Annotated in this window: 24 protein-coding genes, 2 tRNA genes and 2 pseudogenes; 17 read left to right on the top strand and 11 right to left on the bottom strand. The window is 73.8% G+C overall.

What is annotated here, in order from left to right; all coding sequences use genetic code 11:
• Positions 1-8 precede the first annotated feature (8 nt).
• Complete coding sequence (locus AB0K80_RS15035; RefSeq protein WP_365669486.1) at positions 9-1,211, bottom strand: MFS transporter; 1,203 nt, start codon at positions 1,209-1,211, stop codon at positions 9-11.
• Positions 1,212-1,337: 126 nt separating this feature from the next.
• Here AB0K80_RS15035 and AB0K80_RS15030 point away from each other — a divergent pair, with 126 nt between their 5' ends.
• Positions 1,338-1,919, top strand: a complete 582-nt coding sequence (locus AB0K80_RS15030) for a TetR family transcriptional regulator (protein ID WP_365669484.1) — start codon at positions 1,338-1,340, stop codon at positions 1,917-1,919.
• 44 nt (positions 1,920-1,963) lie between these two features.
• On the opposite strand, the gene AB0K80_RS15025 is transcribed toward AB0K80_RS15030, so the two are convergent.
• Positions 1,964-7,090: a PAS domain-containing protein gene (locus tag AB0K80_RS15025; protein WP_365669482.1), complete on the bottom strand. Its 5,127-nt coding sequence runs from the start codon at positions 7,088-7,090 to the stop codon at positions 1,964-1,966.
• A 333-nt stretch (positions 7,091-7,423) separates the two neighbouring features.
• On the bottom strand, positions 7,424-8,002 hold the full coding sequence (locus AB0K80_RS15020; RefSeq protein ID WP_365669480.1) for an SSI family serine proteinase inhibitor: 579 nt from the start codon (positions 8,000-8,002) through the stop codon (positions 7,424-7,426).
• 202 nt (positions 8,003-8,204) lie between these two features.
• On the opposite strand from AB0K80_RS15020, the gene AB0K80_RS15015 reads away from it, so the two are divergent.
• The 3 genes from AB0K80_RS15015 (at position 8,205) to AB0K80_RS15005 (ending at position 8,947) form a co-directional block, all read left to right on the top strand.
• Positions 8,205-8,295, top strand: a tRNA-Ser gene (locus AB0K80_RS15015).
• A gap of 196 nt (positions 8,296-8,491) precedes the next feature.
• A tRNA-Arg gene (locus AB0K80_RS15010) sits at positions 8,492-8,564 on the top strand.
• Between the two features lie 161 nt (positions 8,565-8,725).
• On the top strand, positions 8,726-8,947 hold the full coding sequence (locus AB0K80_RS15005) for a hypothetical protein (RefSeq protein ID WP_365669478.1): 222 nt from the start codon (positions 8,726-8,728) through the stop codon (positions 8,945-8,947).
• Between the two features lie 247 nt (positions 8,948-9,194).
• Here AB0K80_RS15005 and AB0K80_RS15000 read toward each other — a convergent pair whose 3' ends face one another.
• Together AB0K80_RS15000 and AB0K80_RS14995 are read right to left on the bottom strand one after the other, a co-directional pair.
• Positions 9,195-9,482: a hypothetical protein gene (locus tag AB0K80_RS15000; protein ID WP_365669477.1), complete on the bottom strand. Its 288-nt coding sequence runs from the start codon at positions 9,480-9,482 to the stop codon at positions 9,195-9,197.
• Positions 9,482-9,718 carry a hypothetical protein gene (locus tag AB0K80_RS14995; RefSeq protein WP_365669476.1) on the bottom strand — a complete coding sequence of 79 codons (237 nt, stop codon included), beginning with the start codon at positions 9,716-9,718 and terminating at the stop codon, positions 9,482-9,484. The genes AB0K80_RS15000 and AB0K80_RS14995 overlap by 1 nt, the downstream gene beginning before the upstream one ends.
• Positions 9,719-9,863: 145 nt before the next feature.
• Here AB0K80_RS14995 and AB0K80_RS14990 point away from each other — a divergent pair, with 145 nt between their 5' ends.
• Complete coding sequence (locus tag AB0K80_RS14990) at positions 9,864-10,112, top strand: winged helix-turn-helix domain-containing protein (RefSeq protein WP_365669475.1); 249 nt, start codon at positions 9,864-9,866, stop codon at positions 10,110-10,112.
• Positions 10,113-10,115: 3 nt separating this feature from the next.
• On the opposite strand, the gene AB0K80_RS14985 is transcribed toward AB0K80_RS14990, so the two are convergent.
• The gene (locus AB0K80_RS14985) at positions 10,116-10,511 is read right to left on the bottom strand and encodes a helix-turn-helix domain-containing protein (protein WP_365669474.1); all 396 of its coding nucleotides are present in this window, start codon (positions 10,509-10,511) and stop codon (positions 10,116-10,118) included.
• A gap of 113 nt (positions 10,512-10,624) precedes the next feature.
• Here AB0K80_RS14985 and AB0K80_RS14980 point away from each other — a divergent pair, with 113 nt between their 5' ends.
• Positions 10,625-11,470 (top strand): NAD(P)H-binding protein, encoded by an 846-nt coding sequence (locus AB0K80_RS14980; RefSeq protein ID WP_365669472.1) that lies wholly within the window; start codon positions 10,625-10,627, stop codon positions 11,468-11,470.
• Positions 11,471-11,527: 57 nt separating this feature from the next.
• Here the strand turns inward: AB0K80_RS14980 and AB0K80_RS14975 are convergent, their stop codons facing one another.
• Genes AB0K80_RS14975 through AB0K80_RS14965 form a run of 3 tightly spaced genes read right to left on the bottom strand, consistent with a single transcriptional unit; the run spans position 11,528 to position 13,056 of the window.
• Positions 11,528-11,944, bottom strand: coding sequence for an arsenate reductase ArsC (locus AB0K80_RS14975; protein ID WP_365669470.1), 417 nt, complete (start codon positions 11,942-11,944; stop codon positions 11,528-11,530).
• Between the two features lie 12 nt (positions 11,945-11,956).
• Positions 11,957-12,685, bottom strand: a complete 729-nt coding sequence (locus tag AB0K80_RS14970) for an MIP/aquaporin family protein (protein WP_365669468.1) — start codon at positions 12,683-12,685, stop codon at positions 11,957-11,959.
• Positions 12,682-13,056, bottom strand: coding sequence for a metalloregulator ArsR/SmtB family transcription factor (locus tag AB0K80_RS14965; protein WP_365669466.1), 375 nt, complete (start codon positions 13,054-13,056; stop codon positions 12,682-12,684). The genes AB0K80_RS14970 and AB0K80_RS14965 overlap by 4 nt, the downstream gene beginning before the upstream one ends.
• A gap of 102 nt (positions 13,057-13,158) precedes the next feature.
• Here AB0K80_RS14965 and arsM point away from each other — a divergent pair.
• Positions 13,159-13,908, top strand: a pseudogene (arsM, locus tag AB0K80_RS14960) (arsenite methyltransferase); the annotation flags it as partial.
• Positions 13,909-14,283: 375 nt separating this feature from the next.
• Here the strand turns inward: arsM and AB0K80_RS14955 are convergent.
• Both AB0K80_RS14955 and AB0K80_RS14950 read right to left on the bottom strand, forming a co-directional pair.
• Positions 14,284-14,838, bottom strand: a complete 555-nt coding sequence (locus AB0K80_RS14955) for a DinB family protein (protein WP_365669464.1) — start codon at positions 14,836-14,838, stop codon at positions 14,284-14,286.
• A gap of 92 nt (positions 14,839-14,930) precedes the next feature.
• The gene (locus AB0K80_RS14950) at positions 14,931-15,401 is read right to left on the bottom strand and encodes a MarR family transcriptional regulator (protein ID WP_365669463.1); all 471 of its coding nucleotides are present in this window, start codon (positions 15,399-15,401) and stop codon (positions 14,931-14,933) included.
• Between the two features lie 75 nt (positions 15,402-15,476).
• On the opposite strand from AB0K80_RS14950, the pseudogene AB0K80_RS14945 reads away from it, so the two are divergent.
• The 10 genes and pseudogenes from AB0K80_RS14945 to AB0K80_RS14900 all read left to right on the top strand — a co-directional run bounded on the left by AB0K80_RS14945 (position 15,477) and on the right by AB0K80_RS14900 (position 26,594).
• Positions 15,477-15,880, top strand: a pseudogene (locus tag AB0K80_RS14945) (HGxxPAAW family protein).
• A 125-nt stretch (positions 15,881-16,005) separates the two neighbouring features.
• Complete coding sequence (locus AB0K80_RS14940) at positions 16,006-16,338, top strand: DUF3140 domain-containing protein (RefSeq protein WP_365669461.1); 333 nt, start codon at positions 16,006-16,008, stop codon at positions 16,336-16,338.
• 60 nt (positions 16,339-16,398) lie between these two features.
• On the top strand, positions 16,399-17,283 hold the full coding sequence (locus AB0K80_RS14935; RefSeq protein ID WP_365669460.1) for a DUF2797 domain-containing protein: 885 nt from the start codon (positions 16,399-16,401) through the stop codon (positions 17,281-17,283).
• Positions 17,284-17,406: 123 nt separating this feature from the next.
• Positions 17,407-17,832, top strand: coding sequence for an antibiotic biosynthesis monooxygenase (locus AB0K80_RS14930; protein ID WP_365669458.1), 426 nt, complete (start codon positions 17,407-17,409; stop codon positions 17,830-17,832).
• A 133-nt stretch (positions 17,833-17,965) separates the two neighbouring features.
• Positions 17,966-18,706, top strand: coding sequence for a response regulator transcription factor (locus tag AB0K80_RS14925; protein WP_365669456.1), 741 nt, complete (start codon positions 17,966-17,968; stop codon positions 18,704-18,706).
• Positions 18,703-20,322: a HAMP domain-containing sensor histidine kinase gene (locus tag AB0K80_RS14920; RefSeq protein ID WP_365669454.1), complete on the top strand. Its 1,620-nt coding sequence runs from the start codon at positions 18,703-18,705 to the stop codon at positions 20,320-20,322. Before AB0K80_RS14925 ends, AB0K80_RS14920 begins: the two co-directional genes overlap by 4 nt.
• Before the next feature lie 14 nt (positions 20,323-20,336).
• Entirely contained in the window at positions 20,337-21,773 is a 1,437-nt protein-coding gene (locus AB0K80_RS14915) for a glycosyltransferase (protein ID WP_365669453.1), read from the top strand.
• Complete coding sequence (locus AB0K80_RS14910) at positions 21,770-23,971, top strand: glycosyltransferase family 39 protein (RefSeq protein ID WP_365669451.1); 2,202 nt, start codon at positions 21,770-21,772, stop codon at positions 23,969-23,971. Before AB0K80_RS14915 ends, AB0K80_RS14910 begins: the two co-directional genes overlap by 4 nt.
• Before the next feature lie 95 nt (positions 23,972-24,066).
• Entirely contained in the window at positions 24,067-25,602 is a 1,536-nt protein-coding gene (locus tag AB0K80_RS14905) for an MFS transporter (protein WP_365669450.1), read from the top strand.
• A gap of 233 nt (positions 25,603-25,835) precedes the next feature.
• Positions 25,836-26,594, top strand: a complete 759-nt coding sequence (locus tag AB0K80_RS14900) for a TetR/AcrR family transcriptional regulator (RefSeq protein ID WP_365669448.1) — start codon at positions 25,836-25,838, stop codon at positions 26,592-26,594.

Here is a 26,594-nt window from a genome sequence, read left to right as displayed (position 1 = left end):
GCACGCGATCACCGCCGTACGGCCGTCGTCCCCCACCCCAGCACCAGCCACAGTCCCGCCACCGCGCACACCCCGCCCCAGCCGAAGTGGCTGAAGGCGTACCCGGCCAGGGCCGAGGCGGTGGCGCCGCCCGCGAAGCCCGCGACCACGTAGGCGGTGTTGGCGGTGGCCGGGGTGGCGGTGGTGGTCAGGGCCAGGGTCTGGTTGGCGACGTGGGAGGCGACGAGCGCCGCGTGGATGGCCACGGCGGCGGCGAACAGCGCCACCAGCGCGTGCCCGCCCAGCCAGAACAGCGGCACGGACACGGCCGCCGCGAGGTACGCCGTCCGTACCACCCTGGCCGCGCCGAACCGGTCGACCAGACCGCCCGCCAGCGGGGCCACCGCGGCGGCCGTGAGCCCGAACAGGCCGAACAGCCCGGCGGTGGCGGTGGACATCCCGTAGGCCGGCCCGGTGAGCAGCAGCGCGAGCGAGGTCCACAGCGCGCTCCACGCCCCGAACATGCCGGCCTGCCGCAGGCACGCCCGCCACAGGTCGGGCGAGCGGCGCACCAGGCCGGGCAGCGTGGCGAGCGCCGCGAACAGGGAGGCGCCCGGCCGCCGCTCGGAGGGCAGGACGTACGCGGTGGCGAGTCCCAGCACGGCGGTCAGCACGGCCGCGCCCGCGAACACCCAGCGCCAGCCGAAGGCCTGACCGGCCAGACCGCCGAGCACCCGGGCCGCGACGATGCCCGTGAACAGCCCGGAGATCACGACCGCGACATGACGGGCGCGGCGGTCGGCCGGGGCGCGCTCGGCGACCAGCGGGACCAGCAGCTGGGGGACGACGGTCGCGGCCGAGGCGACGAACACGGCCGCCGCGAGGGCGGTGGCTCCCGGCGCCGCCGCGCTCGCGGCCAGCGCGGCCGTGGTGACCAGGGTGAGGACGCCGACGAGGCGGCGGCGGTTCGCGCTGTCGCCGAGCGGGGCGAAGAACAGCAGGCCGACGGCGTATCCGAGCTGCGCGACGGAGGCGATCCAGGCCACGGCCGACGGCGCGGCATGGAAGTCGCGGGCCATCAGGGACAGCAGCGGAGCGGCGAGGTAGATGTTGGCGGCGGTGACCGCGCTGCACACCGCGACAAGGGTGAGGAAGACAGCGGGGGCCGGTTCGCGGCCCGGGGCCCGGGCCGGGGTCGTGGCCGGCCGGAGGGTCGGTGTCGTCGAGGACATGAGCGGGGGACTCCTTCGAGCCTGCTCTAGCAACTAACTGGTTGGTTGACTACTGCGCAACAGTGTCCGCCGTCCGTCCCTTCCCGTCAACCAACCAGTTGGTTATGTGCGCGCTACCCTGTCCCCATGGCAGCAAGGGACCCCGAGGCCACCAAGGCACGGATCTTCGAGGCGGCGACCGCCGAGTTCGCCCGCCACGGCATCGCCGGCGCCCGGATCGACCGCATCGCCGCCGAGGCCAAGGCCAACAAGCAGCTCATCTACGCCTACTTCGGCAACAAGGCCGAGCTGTTCGCCCGGGTCCTGGAGCGGTCCATGCTCGACCTGGCCGTCGCCGTCCCCGTCGACCCGGACGACATCGACGGCTGGATCGACCGCGTCATGGACTACCACGCCGCCCACCCGGAGGTGCTGCGCCTGCTGATCTGGGAGGGCATGGAGTACGGCAGCGGCATCGAACTGCCCGACGAGGACGAACGCCAGGAGCACTACCGCAGCAAGATCGCCGCCCTGCGCGACGGCCAGGAGCGCGGTGTGATCACCGACGCGATCCCGGCCCGCGATCTGCTCTTCCTGCTCATCGCCCTGGCCAACTGGGCCGCCGTGGTCCCGCAGATGCGCCGCATCGTGGTGGGCGTCGACGGGCCCGACCGGGACCGCCTGCGCGCCTCGGTCCGCGAGGCGGCCCGCAGGCTGATCGCGCCCTGATCCAGGCGTAGTCGGTCCCGACCCCCTAGTTGGTCCCGAATCCCCTAGTTGGTCCCGATCCGGGCCAGCAGGTCGACGATCCGGCTCTGCACCTCGGTGCTGGTGGACCGCTCCGCGAGGAACAGCACCGTCTCGCCCGAGGCCAGCCGCGGCAGGTCGGCCGGGTCGACGGCGGCGGTGTAGACGACGAGCGGGGTGCGGTTGAGCTGCCCGTTCGCGCGCAGCCAGTCCACGATCCCGGCGCGGCGCCGGTGCACCTGCATCAGGTCCATCACCACGAGGTTCGGCCGGAACTGCCCCGCCAGCATCACCGCGTCCGTGTCGCTCGCGGCCCGCGCCACCTGCATCCCGCGCCGCTCCAGCGTCGCGGTCAGCGCCAGCGCGATCTCCGCGTGCTCCTCGATCAGCAGCACGCGCGGCGGGTGCTGCTCACTGTCGCGCGGCGCCAGCGCCTTGAGCAGGACGGCCGGATCGGCACCGTAGGCGGCGTCCCGCGAGGCCTGCCCCAGCCCGGCGGTGACCAGCACGGGCACCTCGGCGGCGACGGCCGCCTGCCGCAGCGACTGCAGCGCCGTCCGGGTGATCGGCCCGGTCAGCGGGTCGACGAACAGCGCGGCGGGGAAGGCCGCGATCTGCGCGTCGACCTCCTCGCGCGAGTGCACGATGACGGGCCGGTAGCCCCGGTCGCTGAGCGCCTGCTGCGTGCTGACGTCCGGCGCGGGCCACACCAGCAGCCGGCGCGGGTTGTCCAGCGGCTCCGGCGGCAGCTCGTCGTCCATCGGCTGCGGGCGCGGCGGATCGGCGACCTCCACGGCCCCGCCGGGGCCGTCCAGCGGCTCGGGTCCCTCGGCGGCGTTCTCGTCCGGGGCGCCTATCGCGTACGACCGTCCGGCCCCCTCGGTCGCCGGCGCGAGCCGGGACTGACCGGCCAGCGAGGCGTGCGGCTGCGACTGAGGCTGGGCCGGGGCCGGGGCCGGTGTCTGCGGCTGCTCCGGCCGGGTGGCCGGGTCGGGCGGCGTACCGAGCTTGCGGCGACGCCCCGAACCGCCCGGCTGGTGCGGGGCCGGCGTCGCCGTGGGCTGCTGCACCTGGGCGGCCTGCCGGGTGAACGGCACGCCCTGTCCCAGCGTCCGCACACTGATCGCGCGCCCCTGCGAGGCGTTCGGATCACCGGCCGCCGCGGCTTCGGCGGGCAGCGGCTGCGCCACCCGCTGCCCCGGCGCCACGCCTCCGGGCGGCAGGGGAACACCGGGGGCGGGCGTCGACTGCTGCGGGGCGGCGGCCCCGTTCGGGGGTACGGGGGTGGCCTGCGGGGTCCCGTTCGATGGTACGGGTGCGGCGGGCGGGGGTACGGCGGTCCCGGGCGGGGTGGCGTGCGGGGGTACGGGCGTGCCCGCACCCGGGGTGTCGGCGGCCGTGGGCCAGGGCTGCGGGGCCGGGGTGCCCTGCCCCGGCTGCTCGGCGGTCGTGCCCGGGTGCGCGGAGGCAGGGCCCTGGTCGGCGGGCATCTGGCCCGGTACGCCCTGCGGCGGCAGCGGTTGCCCGGTGGCAACGGCCTGCTGGGCGGGCAGCCCGACCTGCCCGGACGCGGTGTGCGCCGGGCCGGGCTGGGCCTGGGCCTGCCCGTCGATCTGCTGCGGGGGGACCGGCCCGGGACCGGCGGCCTGCGCGCCCGGCCCGGCCGGGGCGCCCTGAACCGGCACGGCCGCGCCCTGCGCAGGCGTGCCCGCGCCCTGCGGCGGCACGGCCACGGCGTGCGGCGGCACCGCGCCCCCCTGCGGAGGAACGGCGTTGCCCTGCGGAGCGGCCTGGCCCTGCGGGGGAACGGGGGCGGCGCCGCCCTGCGGGGGAACCGGTCCACCCTGCGGCGGGGCCCCCTGAGCGGGGACGGGCGCTCCCTGGGGCGGGACCGTTCCGCCCTGCGGCGGGACCGGGGTTCCCTCGTGCGGGACCGTTCCGCCCTGCGGCGGGACGGGAGTGCCCTGCGGCGGGATCGGGGTTCCCTGGGGCGGGACCGGTCCACCCTGCGGCGGGACGGGGGCACCCTGAGCGGGGACGGGCGCTCCCTGGGGCGGGACCGTTCCGCCCTGCGGCGGGACCGGGGTTCCCTGGGGCGGAAGCGTTCCACCCTGCGGCGGGACGGGAGTGCCCTGCGGCGGGACCGGGGCCCCCGGTGCCGGAACGGCGGCATCACCCTGCGGCGGAACAGAAGCTCCCTGCGGCGGAACCGGAGCCCCCGGTGCCGGAGCGGCACCACCCTGCTGGGCCACCCCGCCACCCTGCGGCGGCACCGGACCGCCCTGGACCGGCGCCGGACCGCCCTGCGGCGGCACCGGGCCACCCTGCGGCGGCACCGGGGCGCCGAGCCCAGGCGCCTGCACCTCCGTACCGTGCGGCGGCGTCACCCCGCCCGCAGCCCCCTGGCCGGGCACGCCCTGCACTCCGCCGGCGACCTGGGCACCGGCCCCCTGCGCACCGGGCACCTGCCCGGCCACGCCCTGCGCGTGCCCGGGCCCGTCCTGGCCGCCCTGCCCGGGGACTCCCTGAGCGGGCGTACCGGTCGCCTCGGCCGGCTGGGCGGGGACCCGTCGGCGGCGCCCGGTCGGCGCGCTCGTGGGGTGCGGCTGCGGCGGGGTGTGGTCCTGGGACTGGTCGTGCGGGACGGCGTCGTGCCGCCCCTCGTCGGGCAGCGCGTCCGCCGCCCCCGCCTGCGGGGGCACCTGCTCGGCCTGCGCCGGGCTCTGGTCGGCCTCGGCGGGCGGCAGTGCGAACACCGTACGCGGCGCCGCCTCCTGCGCGGCGGCCCGCTCGTTCGCCGCGGCCAGGGCACGCCGGCGCCGTCCGGTCGGCTGCGCCGGGGGCTGCTGCGTCCCGGCGTCGCCGGACGGCGCGGGCAGGGCCGGCGGCAGGGCGTGCTGTTCGCCGGACTCGGGGGCGGCCCGTCGGCCGGAGGACACCGGAACGCCCTGCGGCGGCACGGTTCCGCCCAGCCCCGTGCCCGAGGCCGCGGTGCCGGCCGCATGTTCCGCGGCCGTGACGACGGCGCCCTCGGCGACCCCCTGCACGGAACTCCCCACGGCACCCGCGTCACCGCTCGCTCCACCGCCCGCGCCGACGTCCTCGGCGGGCCGGCCGCGCCGCCGCCCGGTCCCCCCGGACACCGGCGCGCCCTCGCCGGACGCCTGCGCGGGAACCGGCGCCGGTTCCCCGGCCGCCCGCCGCCTGCGCCGCCCGGTGGGCGCGGCGACGACCGCGACTTCCGCACCGGGGCCGCCGGCGGCCCCGGTGCCTTCGGCCGGATCCTGTCCCTCGCTCTCCAGGAAGGCATCCACGGAGGCGCGCCGCGCCCGCCGCCGTCCGCCTGCCGCGTTCTGCTCACCGGCGGCACCCGCGCCCTCCGGCACACCGGCCTCCACAGCGAGGCCCGCACCGGCCTGCGCGGCCGGCAGCTGCCCCTGCGCCTGGCCCTGCGCCTGCCCCTGCGCCTGGTCCTGGGCGGCGACGGCCCCGGCGCCGCCCCCGAGCGGCACTTCGAGCACGTACGCGCTGCCGCTCATGCCCGGCACCTCGTGCGTCTGGAGCACACCACCGTGGGCCCGCACGATCCCGCGCACGATCGGCTCGTGCACCGGGTCGCCGCCGGAGTACGGCCCGCGCACCTCGATGCGGACGACCTCACCGCGCTGCGCCGCGGCGACCACGACGGTGTTGTCCATGTAGCCGCCCGCCGACACCGGCGCGTTGCCGGTCGCGTCGACCCCGGCCACGTCCGCGACGAGGTGGGCGAGGGCGGTGGCGAGCAGCCGAGGGTCGACCTCGGCCTCGATGGGCGGCGCGTGCACGGCGAACTGCACCCGCCCCGGGCCGATCAGCTCCACGGCCCCGTCGACCCCGGAGGCGACGACGGCGTCGAGCATCACCTTCGTACGGGAGATCTGCTCGCTGCCCGTGTCGAGCCGCTGGTAGCCGAGGACGTTGTCGATCAGGGTGGTGATCCGCGAGTAGCCGGCCGACAGGTGGTGCAGCACCTGGTTGGCCTCGGGCCACAGCTGTCCGGCGTCGTCGGCGGCCAGGGCCGACAGTTCGCGGCGCAGCTCCTCCAGCGGCCCGCGCAGCGACTGCCCGAGCAGCGTCAGCAGTTGCTCGTGCCGTGCGGCGAGCGCCTCGTAACGGTCCTTCTCCCGCTCCCCGAGCGCGGCGTACCGCTCCTCGTTCGCCGCCAGCTCCTCGGCGTGCTTCTCGCGCAGTTCCTCGAGCTCGGTGACGTGCTGCTGGCGCAGGGCGGTGAGCTCGGAGGCGTGCTCCTCGGCGAGCCGCTCCAGCTCCTCGGCGTGCCGCTTGTCCGCGTCCTCCTTCTCCTTGACGACGGCGTCGTAAGGCCGCCGGTCGGTGAAGGTCAGCACGGCGCCGACGAGCTGGTCCCCGTCGCGCACCGGCGCGGTGGTCAGGTCGACCGGCACCTTCTCGCCGCTCTTGGCGAACATCACCTGCCCGCGCACCCGGTGCTTGCGCCCGGAGCGCAGGGTGTCGGCGAGCGGCGACTCGTCGTACGGGAACGGCGACCCGTCGGCCCGCGAGTGCAGCACCAGCGTGTGCAGTTCGCGCCCGCCGAGATCGCTGGCCCGGTAGCCCAGTATCTGAGCGGCGGCCGGATTGACGAGCACGATCCGCCCGTCGGTGTCGGTGCCGACCACGCCCTCGGAGGCGGCCCGCAGGATCATCTCGGTCTGCCGCTGCGAGCGCGCCAGCTCGGCCTCGGTGTCCACGGTCCCGGACAGGTCGCGGACGACGAGCATGAGCAGCTCGTCGCCGGAGTAGCTGTAGCCGTCGTAGGCCTGCTGCCCGTTCTCCAGGTTGGCGCTGGTGACCTCGACGGGGAACTCGGTGCCGTCGGTGCGCCGCGCGATCATCCGGGTCGGCTTGGTGCGTGCCCGCGGGTCGATGTGGTCCGGGCGCCGCATGGAGCCCGGGATCAGCTTGGAGTCGAACTGCGGCAGCAGGTCCAGCAGCCCGCGTCCGACGAGCGCGGTGCCGGGCGTCTCGAATGCCTCCAAGGCGATGGTGTTGGCGTTGACGACGGTGCCGTTGGCGTTGACCAGCACCAACGCGTCGGGGAGGGCGTCCAGTATGGCTGCGAGGCGAGCAGCGCCTCGGGATGGCCTGCTGCTCACGAGACGCTTCCTCCCTGTTACCGCACCTTGCCGACCGCTCGGGCCATCTTGCCAACCGGCCCGCGGCGTGTCACGCGAGGGAGTCTAAGCGCTGGGATCGCGCGCGCGGCGCCGTATGGGAGGGAGCTCGCACGACGAAGTGACGCCGACGTGAGGACCGCGCGAAGCCGCCCGCGCGGCCCCCTCCGCCCGCCGCCCCGCCTGCCTGCACCGATACCGCAGGACCTTCGCGGGACCTTTACGTCCCCGGCCGCGAACCGTCCGGCGACCCGGCGGCTAGGACGTTCTTACGGTGATCCAGGCTTACGGGGGACACGCCCCATGGCTCCGGTCTCAGACCGGGTCGTCGGACCCCATCTCCGGCAGAAGCGGCACGAGCCGGTTCCAGCGGGCGATCTGACAGCCGTCACGCCGGTCGTAGGTGGCGTCGACGGGGCGTCCGGCCCACGTCCCGGTGACACGCGCGGTGGCCGCGCCGCCGTACTGCAGGGTGCAGACACTGCCCTCGGGCACGGGGGCGAAGGCGTCCCTTCCCCCCCGCGTACTGCGCTCGACGGCGGCACACGCCGCGGTCGGGTCCGGGTGGCTGCCCCGATCGGGATGGCAGTACACGTCGTACGTCCCGTCCACCCCGTCGCCGGCGTTGCGCACGGTGACGGTGAGGTGGTCCCGGCCGGCGCGCTCCTGCTCGGGTACGGGCCGCGGCAGCGGAGCACCGGCACCGGCAGCGGCTCCGGGGAGGGCGTACGCGGCCGGACCCGCGGTGCCCAGCGAGGCGACGGCGGCGAGGGAGACGGCGGCACCGGCGAGGAGCCGCCGCAGCGCGGGCCCGGCAGCGGGGCGGAGGCGCGACGGCGGGCCGGACGGTGAGGGGGTGGTCCGGGGCAGAGCCCGGCAGGTGAACTGCGACATGACCTGCCTAACGCCACAGCGCGCCGGATGTTGCGCGCCCGGGCACCACTCGTGCGGGAAGACACCGGACAGACGCAGGGAAGTCCTTTGCCCTGCGGCCTTCCGGCCTAGTACCGTGGGGGGCGATTGGTGACACCGCGCTCGACTGTGTCATCATCGGCACGCACCACCCACTCGCACTCGCGCGCGGGAGGCTGTGTCTGGAGGCGTCGCCTAGTCCGGTCTATGGCGCCGCACTGCTAATGCGGTTTGGGCCTTAAAGCCCATCGAGGGTTCAAATCCCTCCGCCTCCGCACAAGATCACGAAGCCCCGGCCCTCAAGGCCGGGGCTTCGTCGTTCCCGGGGGTGCATCCCGCCCGTATCGACGTTTCCGCAGGTCACAAGGGGTGCGACAAACGGATTTCACATTGGCGGCGGCAGTCATGTAATGTTCTTCCTGTCGCCGCGAGCGGGCCGGAAGGGCCGGGAGCGGCGAAACAACAGAACAAGCACTCGTAGCTTAACGGATAGAGCATCTGACTACGGATCAGAAGGTTGCAGGTTCGAATCCTGCCGAGTGCGCACAGGACAGAGGCCCCGGAGCGATCCGGGGCCTCTGGCGTTTCCGGGGGCGTCGGCAGCGACGCTCGGCAGACGTACGGCGACCAGGGCGGTCCTCCCGGTGCCGGAGCTGTGCCGACGGTCACAGTGAGCAGGGAGCGCGCGGGGCCTCATACTGAGTCATGACAAAGCCTGCGGCACCGAAGCGCCATTTGCCCACCAGCCCGTTCAAGGCGCCGGTCCCCCCGGCTCCCAAGCACTTCTCCATGGGCGACCAGGTCACCCATGACATGTACGGCCTCGGCCGGGTGGTCGGCATCGAGGACGGGATCGCGGCGCTCGTGGATTTCGGCTCGGGGCACATCCGGATCGTGAGCCCGTACGCCAAGATGACCAAGCTCTGAGGACCGCTGTGCCCGGCCATCTGGCACGCCAGGCCCCGTCAGGGACCTGTAACGAAAGGCAGACTCTCATCGACCCGACGTCGCTGTTCTCCGCCCCGGAAGGGCAAACCCGCCGTTCCACTGCGGTGTCACCGCCTCCGACGATCCAGCCCTTCCAGGCCCCGGACTTCGGAGAAGACGCCATCTTCTTCTCCAAAGACACCCAGGAAGCCGCCCCTGGCACACGTGCTGCGCCGCCCGAGTTCGCCTAGCGGTGGTTCCGCGTCTCACCCAGGCGCCGGCCTCGGCTCTCCGCGATGCGGAGGGTGTTCTCCAGGGCCTCGGTGAGGCGTTCGGCGAGGTAGCGGAGGTCGCCGGGCGGGGTGTCGGGGAGCATGGCCCGGGCGTGGCCGACGAGTTGGGTGCCCATCTGGAGTTGCATCGACTCCATGGCGTCGGCCAGCCGGGAGATCGGTCCGCCGTCGGGGTCGCTGATCAGGTAGCAGGCCTTGCCCTCGGGGCCGGACCAGGGGAGCAGGCGGGGCTCGTCCTGCATCAGGCCGCCTCCAGTCCGTGGATCCAGGGGGTGGTCAGGTACGGGCGTACGGACCTGACGGCTGCGGCGTCCAGGGGCGTGTCGTCGTGCGTGTAGGGGCTGCGGTGGGCTGGGAGCGGCGGGGTGGCAGGCCAGAGGGGGAGGTCCAGTTGGTCTTGCAGGGGTGCGGATGTTGTACGGGGGCCCTTCAGTAGGACGGCCGCCCGGGTGAGGAGTCGGCGGATAAGGTCGGTCATGTCATCAGCTCCGATCGGTTTGGCTGGTGGCCGGACCCCCGGACGGCGGCACCCGTCGCGGGGGTCTCTCGTGGCCGCTTTGTTCGCGGTCTACCGCAGTCTACTGCGGTCGCGCGGTCTACCGCGGAGTTTTAGCGTCCACCGCATGAGTCCCGAGCTTGACCGCACCCGTCCCGTCTGGCGGCAGGTCGCCGCAACCATCGCCACACGCATTGCCGACGGTCAGTACCCGGTGGGTTCCCGTGTGCCGTCTGTCGTCGAGCTGTCCGCAGAGTTCGGCATCGCGACGTCGACTGCGCAGAAGGCGCTCGCGCACCTCAAGGCCGAGGGACTCATCCGTGCTGAGGTCGGGCTCGGTTCGTTCGTCGCCGAGCAGGCCAAAGAGAAGCTCTAGGAGCTAATGGGCCGGGTCCGTGTCGTAGGCCCGGCGGGCCTGTTCCACCTTGGGCAGGTTGTCGGACGCCCACTGGGTCAGGTGCGCGAAGAGCGGGGCCAGGCTGCGGCCGAGTTCGCTGATCTCGTACTCGACCCTCGGGGGGACCTCCGGGTGGTACGTGCGGATGACCAGGCCGTCGCGTTCTAGCTGGCGCAGCCGCTGGGTCAGGACCTTCGGCGTGATCGCGGTGATGCGCCGTTGCAGTTCGACGAAGCGTTGCCGGCCGTAGGTGTGCAGGGTCCACAGGATCGGTGTGGTCCACCGGCTGAACACGATGTCCACGACCGGGGCGATCGGGCAGGCGGCCTCGGGGTCCGTCGCCGTGGACGGCGTCGTCCAGGTCGTGTCACCGGCCATGTGCGTCCCTCCGGGGTAGCCACTTTCCTGTAGGTACCTACTATACCGGCGGTGTTAGCGTCCCCCCGTGGTGCCGAGAGCGGCAACCATCCCGAAGGACAAGGGAGTTGCTCATGTATGTAGTGACGGGGGCGACCGGGAACGTCGGCCGGGCGCTGGTGCAGGCCCTCGTGGCGACCGGGGAGGAGGTGACCGCGACCTCGCGGGGGATCTCGGAGGCGGATGTGCCGCAGGGGGTGCGGCACGGCACGGCCGACCTGACCGAAGCCGAGAGTCTGCGTCCCCTTCTCGACGGCGCCGACGCGCTGTTCCTTCAGAACGGCGGCGCCACCGCGCACCTGATGGATCCTCAGCAGATCCTCGGCGCCGCCAAGGCCGGCGGCGTGCGGCGCGTGGTGCTGCTGTCCTCGCAGGCAGTGGCGACCCGGCCGGAGTCGGCCTCCCACGGGAGGATCGGACGCGCCATCGAGGACGCCGTCCGGGAGTCGGGTCTGGAGTGGACGATTCTGCGGCCGGGCGGTTTCCACTCCAACGCGTACGCCTGGGCCGAGGCGGTGCGGGCGCGGCGGACCGTCGCCGCGCCGTTCGGCGACGTCGGACTGCCGAGCATCGACCCGGGCGACATCGCCGAGGTCGCCGCGGCGGCGCTGCGGCAGGACGGGCACGCCGGGCGGGTCTACGAGTTGACCGGCCCCTTTCTGAGTACGCCCAGGCAACGTGCAGAGGCCCTCGGTGAGGCGCTCGGTGAGCCGGTCCGCTTCGTGGAGCTGAGCCGGGACGAGGCCCGCGCGCAGTTGCTCGCGTTCATGCCCGAGCCGGTGGCCGAGACCACTCTGGACATCCTCGGTACACCCACCCCCGCCGAGCAGCGCGTCAGCCCCGATGCCGAACGTGTCCTCGGTCGCGCGCCCCGTACCTTCGCCGACTGGGCTCGGCGCCACGTCGGTGCCTTTCGCTGACCGAGGTCCGCGCGGTCAGCCCCGGCTCGGCCTCTGTGCCGGTCATGAGGTGCTCCGTCACGTACGAACACCCAGCTCGGCGAGCAGGCCCCGTACGCGGTGCTCGATCTCGTCGCGGATGGGGCGGACCGCGGTGACGCCCTGGCCCGCCGGGTCCTGGAGCTGCCAGTCCAGGTAGCGCTTGCCGGGGAAGACGGGGCAGGTGTCGCCGCAGCCCATCGTGATCACGACGTCGGAGGACCGCACCGCCTCGGTGGTGAGGATCTTCGGCGTCTCGGCGGAGATGTCGATGCCGACCTCCGCCATGGCCTCCACGACGGCCGGGTTGACCGTGTCGGCGGGGGCGGAGCCGGCCGAGCGTACCTCGACCCGGTCGCCGGCGAGGTGGGTGAGGAAGGCCGCGGCCATCTGGGAGCGGCCGGCGTTGTGGACGCAGACGAACAGGACGGAAGGGCGCGGGGCGGGAGTGCTCATGGGGTGAGTTTCCTAGGCGAGTTCGGGCTCGGGGTGCGCGGCGGTGACCTGGTCCGCGGCGGGGGCCGGGCGGCCGTACAGCACGGCCACGGCGCCCAGGCCGACCACCGCTCCGGCCAGTTGGGCCGCGATGAAGGGGGCGACGGAGGCGGGCGCGATGCCGGCGAAGGTGTCGGTGAAGGCGCGACCCAGGGTCACGGCCGGGTTCGCGAAGGACGTGGAGGACGTGAACCAGTAGGCGGCGCCGATGTAGGAGGCGACGGCCGCCGGGGCCAGCCGGGCGCGGCCGGTGCGGGCGAGGCCGAGGACGAGGAGGACCAGGCCGGCCGTGGCCACCGCCTCGCCGAGCCAGAGGTGGGGGGCCGACCGGTCGTGCGTGGACCACCGGACCAGCGGCTCGGCGAACATCGCGTCGGCCAGGACCGCCCCGCCGATCGCGCCGGCGAGCTGGGCGGGGACGTACGCGGCGACGTCCCGCAGGGGGACGCCGCCCGCCGTGCGGCGGCCGGTGAACCAGGCGGCGAGGGTGACGGCCGGGTTGAAGTGCGCGCCGGAGACCGGGCCGAGCAGCGCGATGAGCACGGCGAGGCCGAAGACGGTGGCGAGGGAGTTGGCGAGCAGCTGGACGCCGGCGTCGTGGGTGAGTGCCGTGGCCTGGATGCCGGAACCGACGACGACCGTGACCAGCAGGCCCGTGCCGATCGCCTCCGCGGCGGCGCGGCGGCCCAGCGGGGCGTTCACGCGGGGGCCCCGGCGGTCCGCGAGCCGGTCAGGAACGTGGCGAGCCGGTCCAGGACGCCGGGCCGCACCCAGTAGTAGACCCAGGTCCCGCGCCGCTCGCAGTCGATCAGGCCGGCCTGCCGGAGCAGCTTGAGATGGTGGGAGATCGTCGGCTGGGACAGCTCGAAGGCCGGCGTGAGCTCGCACACGCAGACCTCGCCGCCCTCCCCGCGCGACGCGATGAGCGACATCAGCCGCAGCCGGACCGGGTCGCCCAGGGCCTTGAACACCTTCGCCAGGTCGGCCGCCTGGTCCTCGTCCAGCGGCGCGGTGGACAGGCCCGCGCAGCAGCCGGTGTCCTGGCCGATCACCTCGAGCTGTTGTTTCGACATGCGTCTATGTTGACATCCGTCGATGCAGGGCGCAAGGTTGCATCGATGGATGTCAATACAGGCGCTTCGGGTGTCGTAGCGCCCTGTCACTGGGAGTGGGACATGAGCGAGCAGTCCACTGAGCTGCGGGAATCGGTCCGGCGGCGGTACGCGGCGGCGGCCGCGGCGGTCCTGGACCAGGGCGGCGGGAGCTCCTGTTGCGGGCCGCAGCCGGTCGAGGCCGACGAGCACTTCGGCTCGGCCCTGTACGCCGCCGACGAGCGTGAGGCCCTGCCCGCCGAGGCGGTCGCCGCGTCCCTGGGCTGCGGCAACCCGACCGCCGTCGCCGACCTGCGCGCCGGCGAACGCGTCCTGGACCTGGGGTCGGGCGGGGGCATCGACGTCCTGCTCTCGGCCCGGCGCGTCGGGCCGACCGGCAAGGCGTACGGGCTGGACATGACCGACGAGATGCTCGCCCTGGCCCTGGCCAACGCCCGGAAGGCGGGCGCGGCGAACGTCGAGTTCCTCAAGGGCACCATCGAGGCCGTCCCGCTGCCCGCCGGGACCGTCGACGTGGTGATCTCCAACTGCGTGATCAACCTGTCCGTGGACAAGCCCGCCGTGTTCGCGGAGATCCACCGGGTGCTCCGGCCCGGGGGGCGCGTCGGGATCTCCGACGTCGTCGCCGACGACGCCCTCACGCCCGGGCAGCGCGCCGAGCGTGGTGACTACGTGGGGTGCATCGCCGGGGCGCTGTCCTTCACCGAGTACCGCGAGGGGCTGGAGGCGGCCGGCTTCACGGACGTCGAGATCACACCGACCCATCCGGTGGCGGACGGCATGCACTCCGCGATCGTCCGGGCCGTCAAGCCTGTCGCGGTCGGGGAGACCGGGGGCGGCAGGGAGGCCGTGGGTCGCGCGGAGGTTGTGGAAGGCGCGGAACCCGCGGGCGCCGCGGAGATCGCGGGCGGGGCGGGGGCCGCGGGCGCCGCGGAGGTCGTGGGCGGGCCGGAGGTTGTGGAAGGCGCGGAACCCGCAGGCGCCGCGGAGGTCGTGGGCGGGCCGGGGGTCGTGGGCGGTACGCAGGCCGTGGGCGGCGCGGAGGGGGTGGGGGCCTCCGCGGCCGCCGACTGCTGCGGCGTACAGGCCTGTTGTTCCGTTCGGGAGCGGGCCGCCGACCCGGCGGTCACCGTCGCCGAGGCCAAGGCCGCGAGCGGATGCGGTTGCCAGGGGTGACGGCTCCCGGGTTCAGCCCATGCTCTTCGCGCCGTCCAGGCCTTCGCGGATGATGTCGGCGTGGCCGGAGTGCTGGGCGGTCTCGGCGATGATGTGCAGCAGCACCCGGCGGGCCGACCACCGCTCGTTCTCCTGCCACCACGGTGCCCGGGGCAGCGGCTGGGTGGCGTTCAGGTCGGGCAGGGTGGCGACCAGTTCGTCCGTGCGGCGCGCCGTCTCGGCGTAGGCGGCGAGCACTCCCGCCAGCGTCTCCCCGGGCAGCATGCGGAACTCGTCGGCCCGGCGCGCCCAGTCGGCCTCGGTCATGGCCGTGAAGTCACCCATCGCGGACGGGCCCTGCACGATGAAGGCGGCCCAGTTCCGTTCGACCGCGCTGACGTGCTTGATCAGTCCGCCCAGACACAGCTCGCTGACGGTGGTGCGCAGCCCGGCTTGCTCGTCGGTGAGGTCGCGGGTGGTCTGGCGCAGCATCTGGCGCTGGTGGGCGAGCATCGCCAGCAGGTCCGCACGCTCGCTGGACGGGGCGGAAGCGGGGGCAGCGTCGGTGGTCGACTGGGTGAAGGTCATGGTCGCCGTCCTTTGGTCGGGGCTGGTCTGCGGTCCGTGTGCCGCGGAGTAAGACCAAGCTATGGGCCATATAGGTCGGATCTTGACCTAGATCATCTGCAATGTTCTTCCAGGTACTGCGCCGCGAGCGTGCTCGCGCGGGAGAACCAGTCGTGGAGTACGGCGATCTCGTCGGGGGAGTAGTCGGCGAACAGGGCGTTCAGGCGGGCGTAGTACGGCTCGTAGACCTCTCGGATGCGGGCGACCGCAGCCGGTTCGGCGGCCACGCGGACGCGGCGCCGGTCCGCCGGGTCGGGGCGGCGGGTGATGTAGCCGGCGCGTTCCAGACGGTTGAGGATGCCGGTCACCGCGCCCGTGGTGACGTGGGCGCGTGCCGCCAGATCGCCTGCCGTCAGCAGGTTCTCGCCGGCTTCCAGGACGAAGGCGAAGCAGGTCAGGTCGGTGACGTTCAGGCCTACCTGCTGGGCGATCTCGTGCTGGCCCACGAGGTGGGTCGCGATGAGGTGGTCCATGGCCGACAGCGCCTGCTCGGGGGTGGCGGGCGGACGCGGCTTGGCTTGCATTCCGGCAATCCCTTAGTGTGTGAGAGGTTTATGGGCTAAATTGCTTACGTCGTGAGAGAAGGTGGGAGGCGGCACGTGAGCGCACATCAGTATGACCACGGGCATACGGTCGCGGGCTGGACCGGATTCGGGATCGCCACCGCGGGAGCGGTGCTGCTGGGGGCGGCGGTCTGCCTGGACTCGGCGCTGTTGCTGGCCGCAGGGCTCGCCGTCGGGGTGGTGAGTCTGCTGGTGACGTGGGTGCTGCACCTGGCCGGGTGGGGCAAGGCCCCGGGGCCGCGGCCCCGGCAGGAGTGGGGGTGGCGGGTGCGGGACACGGGGGCGCGCGGCGGGCACGCCGGGTGCCTGGGGTGCCGCCTGGCGGGGCGGGGAGGCCGGAACACTCGGCCGACGCGGTCGTGGCCGTGCCCGCCTCGTCGGGTGAGGCTGCCGCCGCACATCCGGCTGCGGCGGCTGCCGGTGACCGGTGGTCTGAGTAGCGGGTGTCACCAGGCCTCCCGGCGTCGGCGGTGGCAGCTCGGAGCTGCGACGCGCACGAAAGCCCCCATCCTGGGGCAAAGGCATCGAGCTGCCGTCCGCACGGAGAACGAAGGGACGAGGCCACGTGGATGACGAGGAGCGAAGAGAGACCTGGGACGCGTTTGGTGAGCTGGTGAACATGAGCCCGGCCGCGCTGGAGGAGTGGCTGGCCTCGGACGAGTCGTGGAGCGCCGGGCAGCACAAGGACGGCGGTGAGTCCACGGGGCACGCCTCCGGGCGCCGGATCGTGGAGATCCTGCGTACGGAGAGGAGCGGCCTGTCGGACGACGATTACCAGCACATGCGGAAAGTCGTCGGCTACGTCCGGCGGCATCTTGCCCAGCGGCCCTCCGGCGACGTCCAGGACACCCGGTGGAGGCATTCGCTCATGAACTGGGGCCACGACCCGCTGGCATGACGTGCGGCGGGACCCGAGCGGCAGCAGCGATGTCAGTGCCGGGCCCTAGTCTCGGCAGAGATGACCAAGGCGTGGACGTGCTCGGGGCTGCGATGGTCGGTGGACGGCCCCGAGCTGGTGTGGGACGGAGGGCGGCGCACTGCGCTGACCTGGGGGAAACGCGTGGCCTTCGGGGTCGCGGACGGGGGTGGGCGGACGTGTGTGGGTGCGCGGGGACATCCGTGCCCGGTGCGGGCGAGCGTGCCGGGGCGCGGTACGGGGGCGCGCTGCGAGGAGTGCGCGCGGCTGGACCGGGCGCACTCCGTGGCCGCCGACACGCTCGCGGACGACCCGCGGCCGTACCACGTGTACCTGGCGTGGTTCGGGCCCGGGATGGTCAAGGTCGGCATCACCGCCGTCGAGCGGGGCCCCGCCCGGCTGCTGGAGCAGGGGGCGGTCTGCTTCAGCTGGCTGGGGTCCGGGCCGCTGATGGCCGCGCGGCGGACCGAGGAACTGCTGCGGGCCGCACTGCGGGTGCCCGACCGGATTCCGTACGGCCAGAAACGGGTGGTGCGGTCCGCGCTGCCCCGGGACGAGGCGGAGCGGACCGCCGAGATCGCCGAGCTGCACGCGCGGGCGGTGGCGCTTAAGGGGTGGCCGGAGGCGCTCGTGCCCCAGCCGTTCCGGGCGGTGGACCACGTGCGGGTGTTCGGGCTGGCGGAGCTGCCGGCCGCTGCCGGGGAGGTGAGCGAGCTGGTGCCGGGCGGGGTGGTCGGCGGTGAGCTGGTGGCCGCCGCCGGGCCGGACCTGCATCTGGCGACGGAGCGGGGGATCGTCGTCCTGGACACGCGGCTGATGACCGGGTGGGGGCTGGTACCGGCGCTGGTTCCGGCCGGGGAGGCCCGACTCGCCGTGCCCGTCCGGCTGTTCCGGCAGGACACGGGCGTGCAGGACGGGTTGTTCTGAACGGGTTGTTCTGACCCGCCCGCGAGGGCGGGTGCGGCAGGGCCGGGGGCCGTGGGGATCCGTAGCGGCACCTTGTGGCACAGGGCTGGACCCGGTCCGCCGGGAGGGCCGATCGTGGGCGACATGAGCGATCACCGTCCGGCACCTGCCGGCCCCCTCGCCGCCACCCGGCCCGGCCCCCTCGCCGCCACCCGGCCCGGCCCCCTCGCCCCGGCCCGGCCCGTCGCCGCCCACGAACCCCCGTACTACGCGGTCGTCTTCACCTCCGTCCGTACGGACGACGACTCCGGCTACGGCGAGACCGCCGAGCGCATGGAGGAACGGGTGCGGGAGATCCCCGGCTTCCTCGGCCTCGACCACGCGCGGAGTCCGGGCGGGCTGTCCATCACCGTCGGCTACTTCCGCGACGCCGCCGCCATCGAGGAGTGGCGCGGTGACGCGGAGCACCGCACTGCGCAGCAGCGGGGACGCGCCCAGTGGTACGAGCGGTACACCGTGCACGTCGCCAGGGTGGAACGCAGCCACGGCTACGAGCGGGACCAGGACTGACGTACCGCGGCACGAGGCGGGCGACGCGCTCGGCGGACTCCCCCGCGTTCCCTGAGAGGCACCTGTGCGTTTCTCAGGGAAATCACAGAGTGCCGAAAGCCCCCTCTCAGAGCGCCCCGACATCGTGTCCGGTATGACCACGACCTCGCCCCAGGGGCGCACCGAACTGCTGAGGCCGGACGGGAGCCCCGTCCGGGTGCTTGTGGTGGACGACGAGCTGTCGATCACCGAACTGCTGTCCATGGCCCTGCGCTACGAGGGATGGCAGATCCGGACCGCCGGCGACGGGCAGGGCGCCGTGCAGAGCGCGCGGGCGTTCCGGCCCGACGCCGTCGTGCTCGACATGATGCTGCCGGACATGGACGGGCTGACCGTGCTCGGGCGGCTGCGCCGCGAACTGCCGGACGTGCCCGTGCTCTTCCTGACCGCCAAGGACGCGGTGGAGGACCGCATCGCCGGGCTGACCGCCGGCGGTGACGACTACGTCACCAAGCCGTTCAGCCTGGAGGAGGTCGTGGCGCGGCTGCGCGGGCTGATCCGCCGCTCCGGCGCGGCGGACCGCCGTCCCGACTCCCTGCTGGTGGTCGGCGACCTCACCCTCGACGAGGACAGCCACGAGGTCACCCGGGGCGGCGAGTCCATCCACCTCACCGCCACCGAGTTCGAGCTGCTGCGCTTCTTGATGCGCAACCCGCGGCGCGTGCTCAGCAAGGCGCAGATCCTGGACCGCGTGTGGTCCTACGACTTCGGTGGCCAGGCCAACGTGGTCGAGCTGTACATCTCCTACCTGCGGCGGAAGATCGACGCCGGGCGGGAGCCGATGATCCACACCCGGCGCGGCGCCGGTTACCTGATCAAGCCGGCGGTGTCATGAGCGGGCGACGGCGACCGCGGACGCAGCGCACGGGTGCCCGGCGAGCGGGCACGCCGCGCACCCTGCGCACGCGGCTCGTCGTCGCGTCCGTGACGCTGATCGCCGTGGTGTGCGCGGTGATCGGCACGGTGACCACGCTCGCGCTGCGGTCACACCTGTACGACCAGCTGGACGGGCAGCTCCACGAGGTCGCCTCGCGGGCCGCGCTGAGTCCTCCGAAGGAGCCCGGCCGCGGCACCGGCGGCAGCGACGGGGCAGCCTCGCCCGGGCAGCAGAAGCAGTTCAGCCTCGGCGACTTCGTCACCAAGGGCCCGCAGCCGAGCGGGACGATCGTCGCGAAGGTCGAGGGCGGCCGGATCACCGACGCCCGGCGGGGCGAGAAGTCCGACGACTTCCAGATGACCCCCAGGTCGCTCACCCCGGCCCAGCTCGCCGCGCTCGCCTCCGTGCCGCAGGCCGACGGGACCGTACGGACGGCCGAGCTGCCGGGCCTCGGCGACTACCGCGTCGAGTACAAGACGGGCGACAAGGGCAGCTACTACGTCGCCGTCCCCACCGCGGACGTCGACACCACCGTCACCACCCTGATCCTGGTGGAGGTCAGCGTCACCGCCGCCGGTCTCGCCGCCGCCGGCCTGGCCGGTTCCGTGCTGGTCGGCGTCGCCACCCGGCCTCTGCGCCGGGTCGCCGCCACCGCCACCCGGGTCTCCGAACTCCCGCTGCACAGCGGCGAGGTGAACCTCAGTGAGCGCGTCCCCGAGTCGGAGTGCGACCCGCACACCGAGGTCGGCCGGGTCGGCGCCGCGCTGAACCGGATGCTCGACCACATCCACGGCGCCCTGCACGCCCGCCAGCAGAGCGAGATGCGGGTACGGCAGTTCGTGGCCGACGCCAGCCACGAGCTGAGAACACCGCTCGCCTCCATCCGCGGCTACGCCGAACTCACCCGGCGCGGCCGGGAGCAGGTCGGCCCCGACACCCGGCACGCCCTGGGCCGTATCGAGTCGGAGGCGGGCCGGATGACCCTGCTCGTCGAGGACCTGCTGCTGCTCGCCCGGCTGGACGCCGGACGGCCCCTGCAGTTGGGACGGACCGACCTCGTCCCGCTGGTCGTCGACACCGTCAGCGACGCCCGGGCGGCCGGGCAGGACCACATCTGGCGCCTCGACCTGCCCGACGAACCCGCGCCGGTGTCCGCCGACGCGGCCCGGCTGCAGCAGGTCCTGGTCAACCTGCTGGGCAACGCCCGCACCCACACCCCGCCCGGCACGACCGTCACCGCCCGCGTGCGGCGGCGCGGCCCGTGGCTGTGCGTGGACGTGGAGGACAACGGGCCGGGAATCGCGCCCGAGTTGCTGCCGCACGTCTTCGAGCGGTTCGCGCGCGGCGACTCGGCGCGTTCCCGCGCCACCGGCTCGACCGGTCTGGGCCTGGCGATCGTGCAGGCCGTGGCGACCGCGCACGGCGGAGCGGTGACCGTCGACAGCGTGCCCGGGCGGACCGTGTTCACGGTCCACCTGCCCGCGCCCGCCCCGCAGCCGCAGCCGGACCCGAACCGGCGACCGCACTCACAGGCACGCCACAGCGTCACCACACGGGCACAACAGGGCGCCTGACGAAAGTCGGTCCCATGCGAACCGACTCTTCTCCCGGCACCCTGCCGGCGCGGGAGCACCTCCCGGCCGCACCAGCCGGTACGCCTGTCCTGGACGTAGTGGTCCCCGTCTACAACGAGGAGAAGGACCTCGAACCGTGCGTGCGCAGACTGCACGCGCACCTCACGCGCACGTTCCCCTACGCGTTCCGCATCACCATCGCGGACAACGCGTCGACGGACACCACCCCCGAGGTGGCCGCGCGGCTGGCGGCGAAGATCCCCGAGGTCACCGCCTTCCGCCTGGAGCACAAGGGCCGGGGCCGGGCCCTGCGGACCGTGTGGTCCGCCTCCGACGCCCCGGTCCTCGCCTACATGGACGTGGACCTGTCCACCGACCTCAACGCCCTGCTCCCGCTGGTGGCGCCGCTGATCTCCGGACACTCGGACCTCGCGATCGGCTCCCGGCTCGCCCACAGCTCCCGGGTGGTGCGGGGCCCGAAGCGGGAGTTCATCAGCCGCGCCTACAACCTCATCCTGCGCGGCTCGCTCCAGGCCCGCTTCTCCGACGCCCAGTGCGGCTTCAAGGCGATCCGGGGGGACGTCGCCCAGGTGCTGCTGCCCCTGGTGGAGGACACCGGCTGGTTCTTCGACACCGAGCTGCTGGTGCTCGCCGAGCGCGCGGGACTGCGGATCCACGAGGTGCCCGTCGACTGGGTCGACGACCCCGACTCGACCGTGCACATCGTGAGGACGGCCACCGACGACCTCAAGGGCGTGTGGCGGGTCGGCAAGGCGCTGGCCACCGGTGCGCTGCCGCTGGACCGGCTGGCCCGGCCGTTCGGCGACGACCCGCGCGACCGGGAGATCCAGGACGTGCCCAAGGGCCTGGCCCGCCAGCTCGTCGGGTTCTGCGTGGTGGGCGGCCTGTCCACGCTGTGCTACCTGCTGCTGTACACCGTCTTCCGGCAGTTCGGCACCTCGCAGCTCGCCAACGCGCTCGCCCTGTTGCTCTCGGCGGTCGCCAACACCGCCGCCAACCGGCGGCTCACCTTCGGGGTGCGCGGGCGCGGCGGCGTCGTACGGCACCAGACGCAGGGGCTGGTCGTCCTCGGTATCGGGCTGGCCCTGACCAGCGGCTCGCTCGCCGCGCTGGACGCGGCCACCCCGGCCCCGGCGCACTCCACGGAGCTGGCGGTCCTCATCGCCGCCAACCTCGCCGCCACCGTGCTGCGCTTCCTGCTCTTCCGGGCGTGGGTGTTCCCCGACCGGCGGACCGGCCAGGAGCCCGCGGCCGCCGCCCCACCGACCCCTGGGCAGACCATGCCCCACCCCACCACCCCGTATCCGACCAGCACGTTCCGCGCCGGTGACGCCGCGGACGCCGCCTGGTCCGGCCCCGCCTGGCCGGACGCCACCCTGCCCCTGCAGCCGGTGCGCCCGGCCGGCACCGACCCGAGGAACGCCCGATGACGACGACGAACCACGCCCCGGCGAGCCACCGGCGGGACGGCGGCACCGAGCCCTGGGAACCGCCCCCGGCCGCACCCGGGGAGCCCCGGCCGCCCCTGGTCCACAGGCTCTGGCGCGGCCGGCCCGAGGACCCCCGCTGGGCGCGCCCGGCCTTCCTCGGCCTGCTGCTCGCGACCTTCCTGCTCTACCTGTACAACCTCGGCGCCTCCGGCTACGCCAACTCCTTCTACTCGGCGGCGGTCCAGGCGGGCAGCCAGTCCTGGAAGGCGTTCTTCTTCGGCTCGCTGGACGCGGCCAACGCCATCACGGTCGACAAGCCCCCGGCCTCGCTGTGGCCGATGGCCCTGTCGGTACGGCTGTTCGGGCTGAGCAGCTGGGCGATCCTGCTGCCCGAGGTGCTGATGGGCGTCGGCACGGTGGCCGTGGTGTACGCGGCGGTGCGGCGCCGGTTCAGCCCCTCGGCCGGCCTGATCGCGGGCGCGGTCCTCGCCCTGACGCCCGTCGCGGCGCTGATGTTCCGCTTCAACAACCCGGACGCGATGCTGGCGCTGCTCATGGCCACCGCCTGCTCCCTGGTGATCCGGGCGCTGGAGGACGGCCGGACGAAATGGCTGGTGTGGGCCGGGGCCGTGATCGGCTTCGCGTTCCTCGCCAAGACCCTGCAGGCCTTCCTGATCCTGCCGGTGGCGGCGCTCGTGTACGCGGTGTGCGCCCCGGTGCCGCTCAGGAAACGCTTCGGGCAGCTGGCCCTGGCGACCGTCGCGCTGGTCGTCTCCGGCGGCTGGTGGGTGGCGATCGTCGAGCTGTGGCCGGCCTCCTCCCGCCCGTACATCGGCGGCTCGCAGAACAACTCCTTCCTGGAGCTGACCTTCGGCTACAACGGCCTGGGCCGGATCAACGGTGACGAGACCGGCAGCGTCGGCGGAGGCGGCGGGGGCGGCAACGGCGGCGGCATGTGGGGCGAGACCGGCTGGGACCGGATGTTCGGCTCGGCCATCGGCGGCCAGATCTCCTGGCTGATCCCGGCCGCCCTGATCCTGCTCGTCGCGGCCCTGGTGGCCACCAGGAAGTCCGGGCGTACCTCGGTCACCCGCGGCGCGTTCCTGGTGTGGGGCGGCTCGCTGCTGATCACCATGCTGGTCTTCAGCTACATGCAGGGCATCTTCCACGAGTACTACACCGTGGCCCTCGCCCCTTACATCGCCCCGCTGATCGGCATGGGGACGGCGCTGCTGTGGGAGAGGCGGGGCTCGGCGTGGGCGTCGCTGACCCTGGCGGCCGCCGCGACGGCCACCGCGGCCTGGGGGTACGTCCTGCTCAGCCGTTCCGCCGACTACCTGCCCTGGCTGAAGTGGCTGGTCCTGGTGGGCGGCCTGACGGCCGCGCTCGGGCTGGTCTTCGCCGGACGGCTGGGGCGCCGGTTGGCCCTGGGCGTCGCCGGGCTGGGCCTGGCCGCCGCGCTGGCCGGGCCGACGGCGTACACCCTCACCACGCTGGACGAGGGCCACACCGGCTCGATCGTCACCGCTGGGCCGGCGGTCGCGGGCGGCCGCGGCGGCCCGGGCGGCGGAGGCGGGCGCCCCGGCGGGTTCCCGGGCGGCGGCCCCGGCGGCCAGAACCAGCAGGGACAGCAGGGCAACCAGCCCGGCGGCATGCCCGGCGGCGGCTTCCCCGGCGGGGGTCTGCCCGGCGGGCAGAACCAGCAGAACCCGCAGAACCAGCAGGGTCAGCAGAACCAGCAGGGTCAGCAGAACCAGCAGGGTCAGCAGAACCAGCAGAACGGCAACGGCGGCCGGATGGGCGAGGGCGGCGGCCCGGGCGGCGGTGTCGGCGGCCTGCTCAACGGCGCCGAGGTCAGCTCCGCGGCCAAGCAGCTGCTGGAGACCGGCGCCGACCGGTACACCTGGGCCGCGGCGGCCATCGGCTCCCAGAACGCGGCGAGCTACCAACTCGCCACGGGCAAGCCGGTGATGGCGATCGGCGGCTTCAACGGCACCGACCCGTCCCCGACGCTGGCCCAGTTCCAGCAGTACGTGGCCGACGGGAAGATCCACTACTTCATCGCCGGCGGCGGCATGGGCGGGGGCGGCACCTCCGGCAACTCCTCCCGGATCACCGCCTGGGTGGAGGCCACCTTCAAGAAGGTGACGGCCGGTTCGGCCACCTTCTACGACCTCACGCAGAAGGCGAGCACCTGACGGTTCCCCCTCGGGGAGGGGCGGTGGCTCGGCGCCACCGCCCCTCCCCGTAACTCTGTTGTACAGCGTATAGGAACCGTTCTACGGTGTAGAACATGACGACGTCCGCACCGGAACCGCCGCAGACCCAGGACCGGCAGGGGCACCCCCAGCGCTGGCTGATCCTCGGGGTCATCTGTCTCGCGCAGCTCACCGTCCTGCTCGACAACACCGTCCTGAACGTCGCCATCCCCTCGCTCACCCGCGAGATGGACGCGGCGACCTCCGACATCCAGTGGATGATCAACGCCTACTCGCTGGTGCAGTCCGGCCTGCTGCTCACCGCGGGCAGCGCCGCCGACCGCTACGGCCGCAAGAAGATGCTGGCGGCGGGCCTGGCCCTGTTCGGCATCGGTTCGCTGGTGGCCGGACTGGCCTCCTCCACGGGCCAGTTGATCGCGGCCCGGGCCGGCATGGGCGTCGGCGGCGCCCTGCTGATGACCACCACCCTCGCCGTGGCGATGCAGATCTTCACGCCCGAGGAGCAGCCCAGGGCCATCGGCATCTGGGCCGCCGTCAACTCCCTCGGTTTCGCGGCCGGTCCGCTGATCGGCGGCTTCCTGCTGGACCACTTCTGGTGGGGCGCGATCTTCCTGGTCAACCTGCCGGTCGCGGCGCTCGGCCTCGTCGCCGTGGTGGCGCTGGTGCCGGAGTCGAAGAACCCCCGGGGCGACCGCCCCGACCTGCTGGGCGCGCTGCTGTCCACCCTCGGTACGACGTTGCTGGTCTTCGCCATCATCTCCGGCCCGGGGCACGGCTGGACCTCACAGCGGGTGCTGGTCTCCCTGGCGCTGGCGGCGGTGTTCCTCGGCGCCTTCGGCTACGTGGAGAGCCGCGTCCCGTACCCCATGCTGGACATGCACTTCTTCCGCGACCGGCGGTTCACGGGCGCGGTCGCCGGGGCGGTGCTGATCGCCTTCGGCATGGGCGGGGCGCTGTTCCTGCTCACCCAGCACCTGCAGTTCGTGCTCGGGTACGACGCCCTGGAGGCCGGCCTGCGGACGGCACCGCTCGCGCTCACCATCGTCGCCCTCACCTTCTCGGGGGTGGCGGCGAAGTGGACGGCGAAACTGGGGACGCCGGTGTCCATCGCGCTGGGCATGGCCCTGATGTCCGGCGGGCTGGTGCCCATCGCCACGCTCGGGCAGCGCGGCTACGGTCCCACCCTGCTCGGCCTGGTGCTGATCGGCGTGGGCGGCGCGATCGCCAGCCCGGCCATGGCACACGCCATCATGAGCGCGATTCCCCGGGAGAAGGCCGGGGTGGGCGCCGGGATCAACGGCACCCTGGCGGAGTTCGGCAACGGGCTGGGCGTGGCGGTGCTCGGGGCGGTGCTCACCGCGCGGTTCGCGGCGCTGGTGCCGGTGGCGGCCAGTTCGCTGCCCGCGGCGCTGGCGGCGGCGCGGCCGGGCCCGGACAGGGAGCGGGTCCTCGACGCGTTCTCCTCCGGCCTGGAGACGAGCCTGCTGGTAGGGGCGGCGGCCGTGCTGGCCGGTGGGGTGGTCGCCGCGGTGCTGTTGCGGCGGGCCGAGCGGGCGGGCGCGCCAGGGGCGGGGGCCCGCCCGCACAGCGGGGCGGCCCCGCGCACCTGACAGGACACTGGGGTCTGTCGTTCGGATCAAGTCCGGCCCGGCCTGCGGCGCCTTTTGACTGACCCGAGCGGGGTCTGGTGCGTGCAGCTGCAAGGCGGAGGAGGGCGGCGACGCGGAGCGTCGGCAACCGACGACAACGCCGCAGATGTGCGTGCCAGACCCCGCGACGCCGGAATGATCCAAACGACAGGCCCTAGCATGACCGGCGTCGAGCACGTGAGGGAAGGTGCGCCATGGCCGAGGCGGCTCAGGGGGCGGTGGGCGGCAGCGTCTGGCTGAAGGGCACGGCGCGCCGGGGCGGGCGGGGCGGGGGGCAGCCGTCGGGGCTGGACCGCGACCGCATCACCGAGGCCGCCGTCCGGCTGCTGGACGCCGACGGGCTGGCGAAGTTCTCCATGCGCCGCCTGGCCGCCGAGCTCGACGTCACGGCCATGTCCGTCTACTGGTACGTCGACACCAAGGACGACCTGCTCGAACTCGCGCTGGACGCGGTCACGGGCGAGATGCGGCTGCCCGACCCGGACGCCGACGAGGACTGGCGCGACCAGGTGCGCGCCCTCGCCCGGGAGTACCGGGCGCTGCTGGTGCGCCACCCCTGGGTGTCGCCGCTGGTGGGCACGTTCCTCAACATCGGCCCCAACAACCTGGCGTTCTCCCGCACCGTCCAGCGCGTCATCCGCAGGACCGGGCTGCCGGTGCGCCGTCTGACGAGCGCCATCTCGGCCGTCTTCCAGTTCGTGTACGGCTACGGCACGACGGAGGGCCACCTCGTCGCGCGGGCCGCCGCCACCGGCGTGAGTGTGGACGAGTACTTCCAGCGGGCCGTGCGCGCGGTGACCGCGGCCCCCCAGGCCGCCGACGTGCTGCGGGAGTCGCAGGAGATCATGGCGGCCCGCGGCGGCGACACCGTGGCGGAGATGCTCGAGCGCGACTTCGGGTTCGCGCTGGACCTGCTGATCGCGGGCATCGAGGCCATGGTGGAGCGCGGCTGA

Source organism: Streptomyces sp. NPDC052682, assembly GCF_040678435.1.
Taxonomy (GTDB): Bacteria; Actinomycetota; Actinomycetes; order Streptomycetales; family Streptomycetaceae; genus Streptomyces.
Note: the sequence above shows the minus strand (reverse complement) of the source record. Positions and strands in the feature narration are given on the sequence as shown.

Coding starts and splice junctions, on each gene's coding strand:
- AB0K80_RS15035 (WP_365669486.1), bottom strand. CDS start 1,211: ATGTCCTCGACGACACCGACCCTCCGGCCGGCCACGACCCCGGCCCGG.
- AB0K80_RS15030 (WP_365669484.1), top strand. CDS start 1,338: ATGGCAGCAAGGGACCCCGAGGCCACCAAGGCACGGATCTTCGAGGCG.
- AB0K80_RS15020 (WP_365669480.1), bottom strand. CDS start 8,002: ATGTCGCAGTTCACCTGCCGGGCTCTGCCCCGGACCACCCCCTCACCG.
- AB0K80_RS15005 (WP_365669478.1), top strand. CDS start 8,726: ATGACAAAGCCTGCGGCACCGAAGCGCCATTTGCCCACCAGCCCGTTC.
- AB0K80_RS15000 (WP_365669477.1), bottom strand. CDS start 9,482: ATGCAGGACGAGCCCCGCCTGCTCCCCTGGTCCGGCCCCGAGGGCAAG.
- AB0K80_RS14995 (WP_365669476.1), bottom strand. CDS start 9,718: ATGACCGACCTTATCCGCCGACTCCTCACCCGGGCGGCCGTCCTACTG.
- AB0K80_RS14990 (WP_365669475.1), top strand. CDS start 9,864: ATGAGTCCCGAGCTTGACCGCACCCGTCCCGTCTGGCGGCAGGTCGCC.
- AB0K80_RS14985 (WP_365669474.1), bottom strand. CDS start 10,511: ATGGCCGGTGACACGACCTGGACGACGCCGTCCACGGCGACGGACCCC.
- AB0K80_RS14980 (WP_365669472.1), top strand. CDS start 10,625: ATGTATGTAGTGACGGGGGCGACCGGGAACGTCGGCCGGGCGCTGGTG.
- AB0K80_RS14975 (WP_365669470.1), bottom strand. CDS start 11,944: ATGAGCACTCCCGCCCCGCGCCCTTCCGTCCTGTTCGTCTGCGTCCAC.
- AB0K80_RS14965 (WP_365669466.1), bottom strand. CDS start 13,056: ATGTCGAAACAACAGCTCGAGGTGATCGGCCAGGACACCGGCTGCTGC.
- AB0K80_RS14955 (WP_365669464.1), bottom strand. CDS start 14,838: ATGACCTTCACCCAGTCGACCACCGACGCTGCCCCCGCTTCCGCCCCG.
- AB0K80_RS14950 (WP_365669463.1), bottom strand. CDS start 15,401: ATGCAAGCCAAGCCGCGTCCGCCCGCCACCCCCGAGCAGGCGCTGTCG.
- AB0K80_RS14935 (WP_365669460.1), top strand. CDS start 16,399: ATGACCAAGGCGTGGACGTGCTCGGGGCTGCGATGGTCGGTGGACGGC.
- AB0K80_RS14930 (WP_365669458.1), top strand. CDS start 17,407: ATGAGCGATCACCGTCCGGCACCTGCCGGCCCCCTCGCCGCCACCCGG.
- AB0K80_RS14925 (WP_365669456.1), top strand. CDS start 17,966: ATGACCACGACCTCGCCCCAGGGGCGCACCGAACTGCTGAGGCCGGAC.
- AB0K80_RS14920 (WP_365669454.1), top strand. CDS start 18,703: ATGAGCGGGCGACGGCGACCGCGGACGCAGCGCACGGGTGCCCGGCGA.
- AB0K80_RS14915 (WP_365669453.1), top strand. CDS start 20,337: ATGCGAACCGACTCTTCTCCCGGCACCCTGCCGGCGCGGGAGCACCTC.
- AB0K80_RS14910 (WP_365669451.1), top strand. CDS start 21,770: ATGACGACGACGAACCACGCCCCGGCGAGCCACCGGCGGGACGGCGGC.
- AB0K80_RS14905 (WP_365669450.1), top strand. CDS start 24,067: ATGACGACGTCCGCACCGGAACCGCCGCAGACCCAGGACCGGCAGGGG.
- AB0K80_RS14900 (WP_365669448.1), top strand. CDS start 25,836: ATGGCCGAGGCGGCTCAGGGGGCGGTGGGCGGCAGCGTCTGGCTGAAG.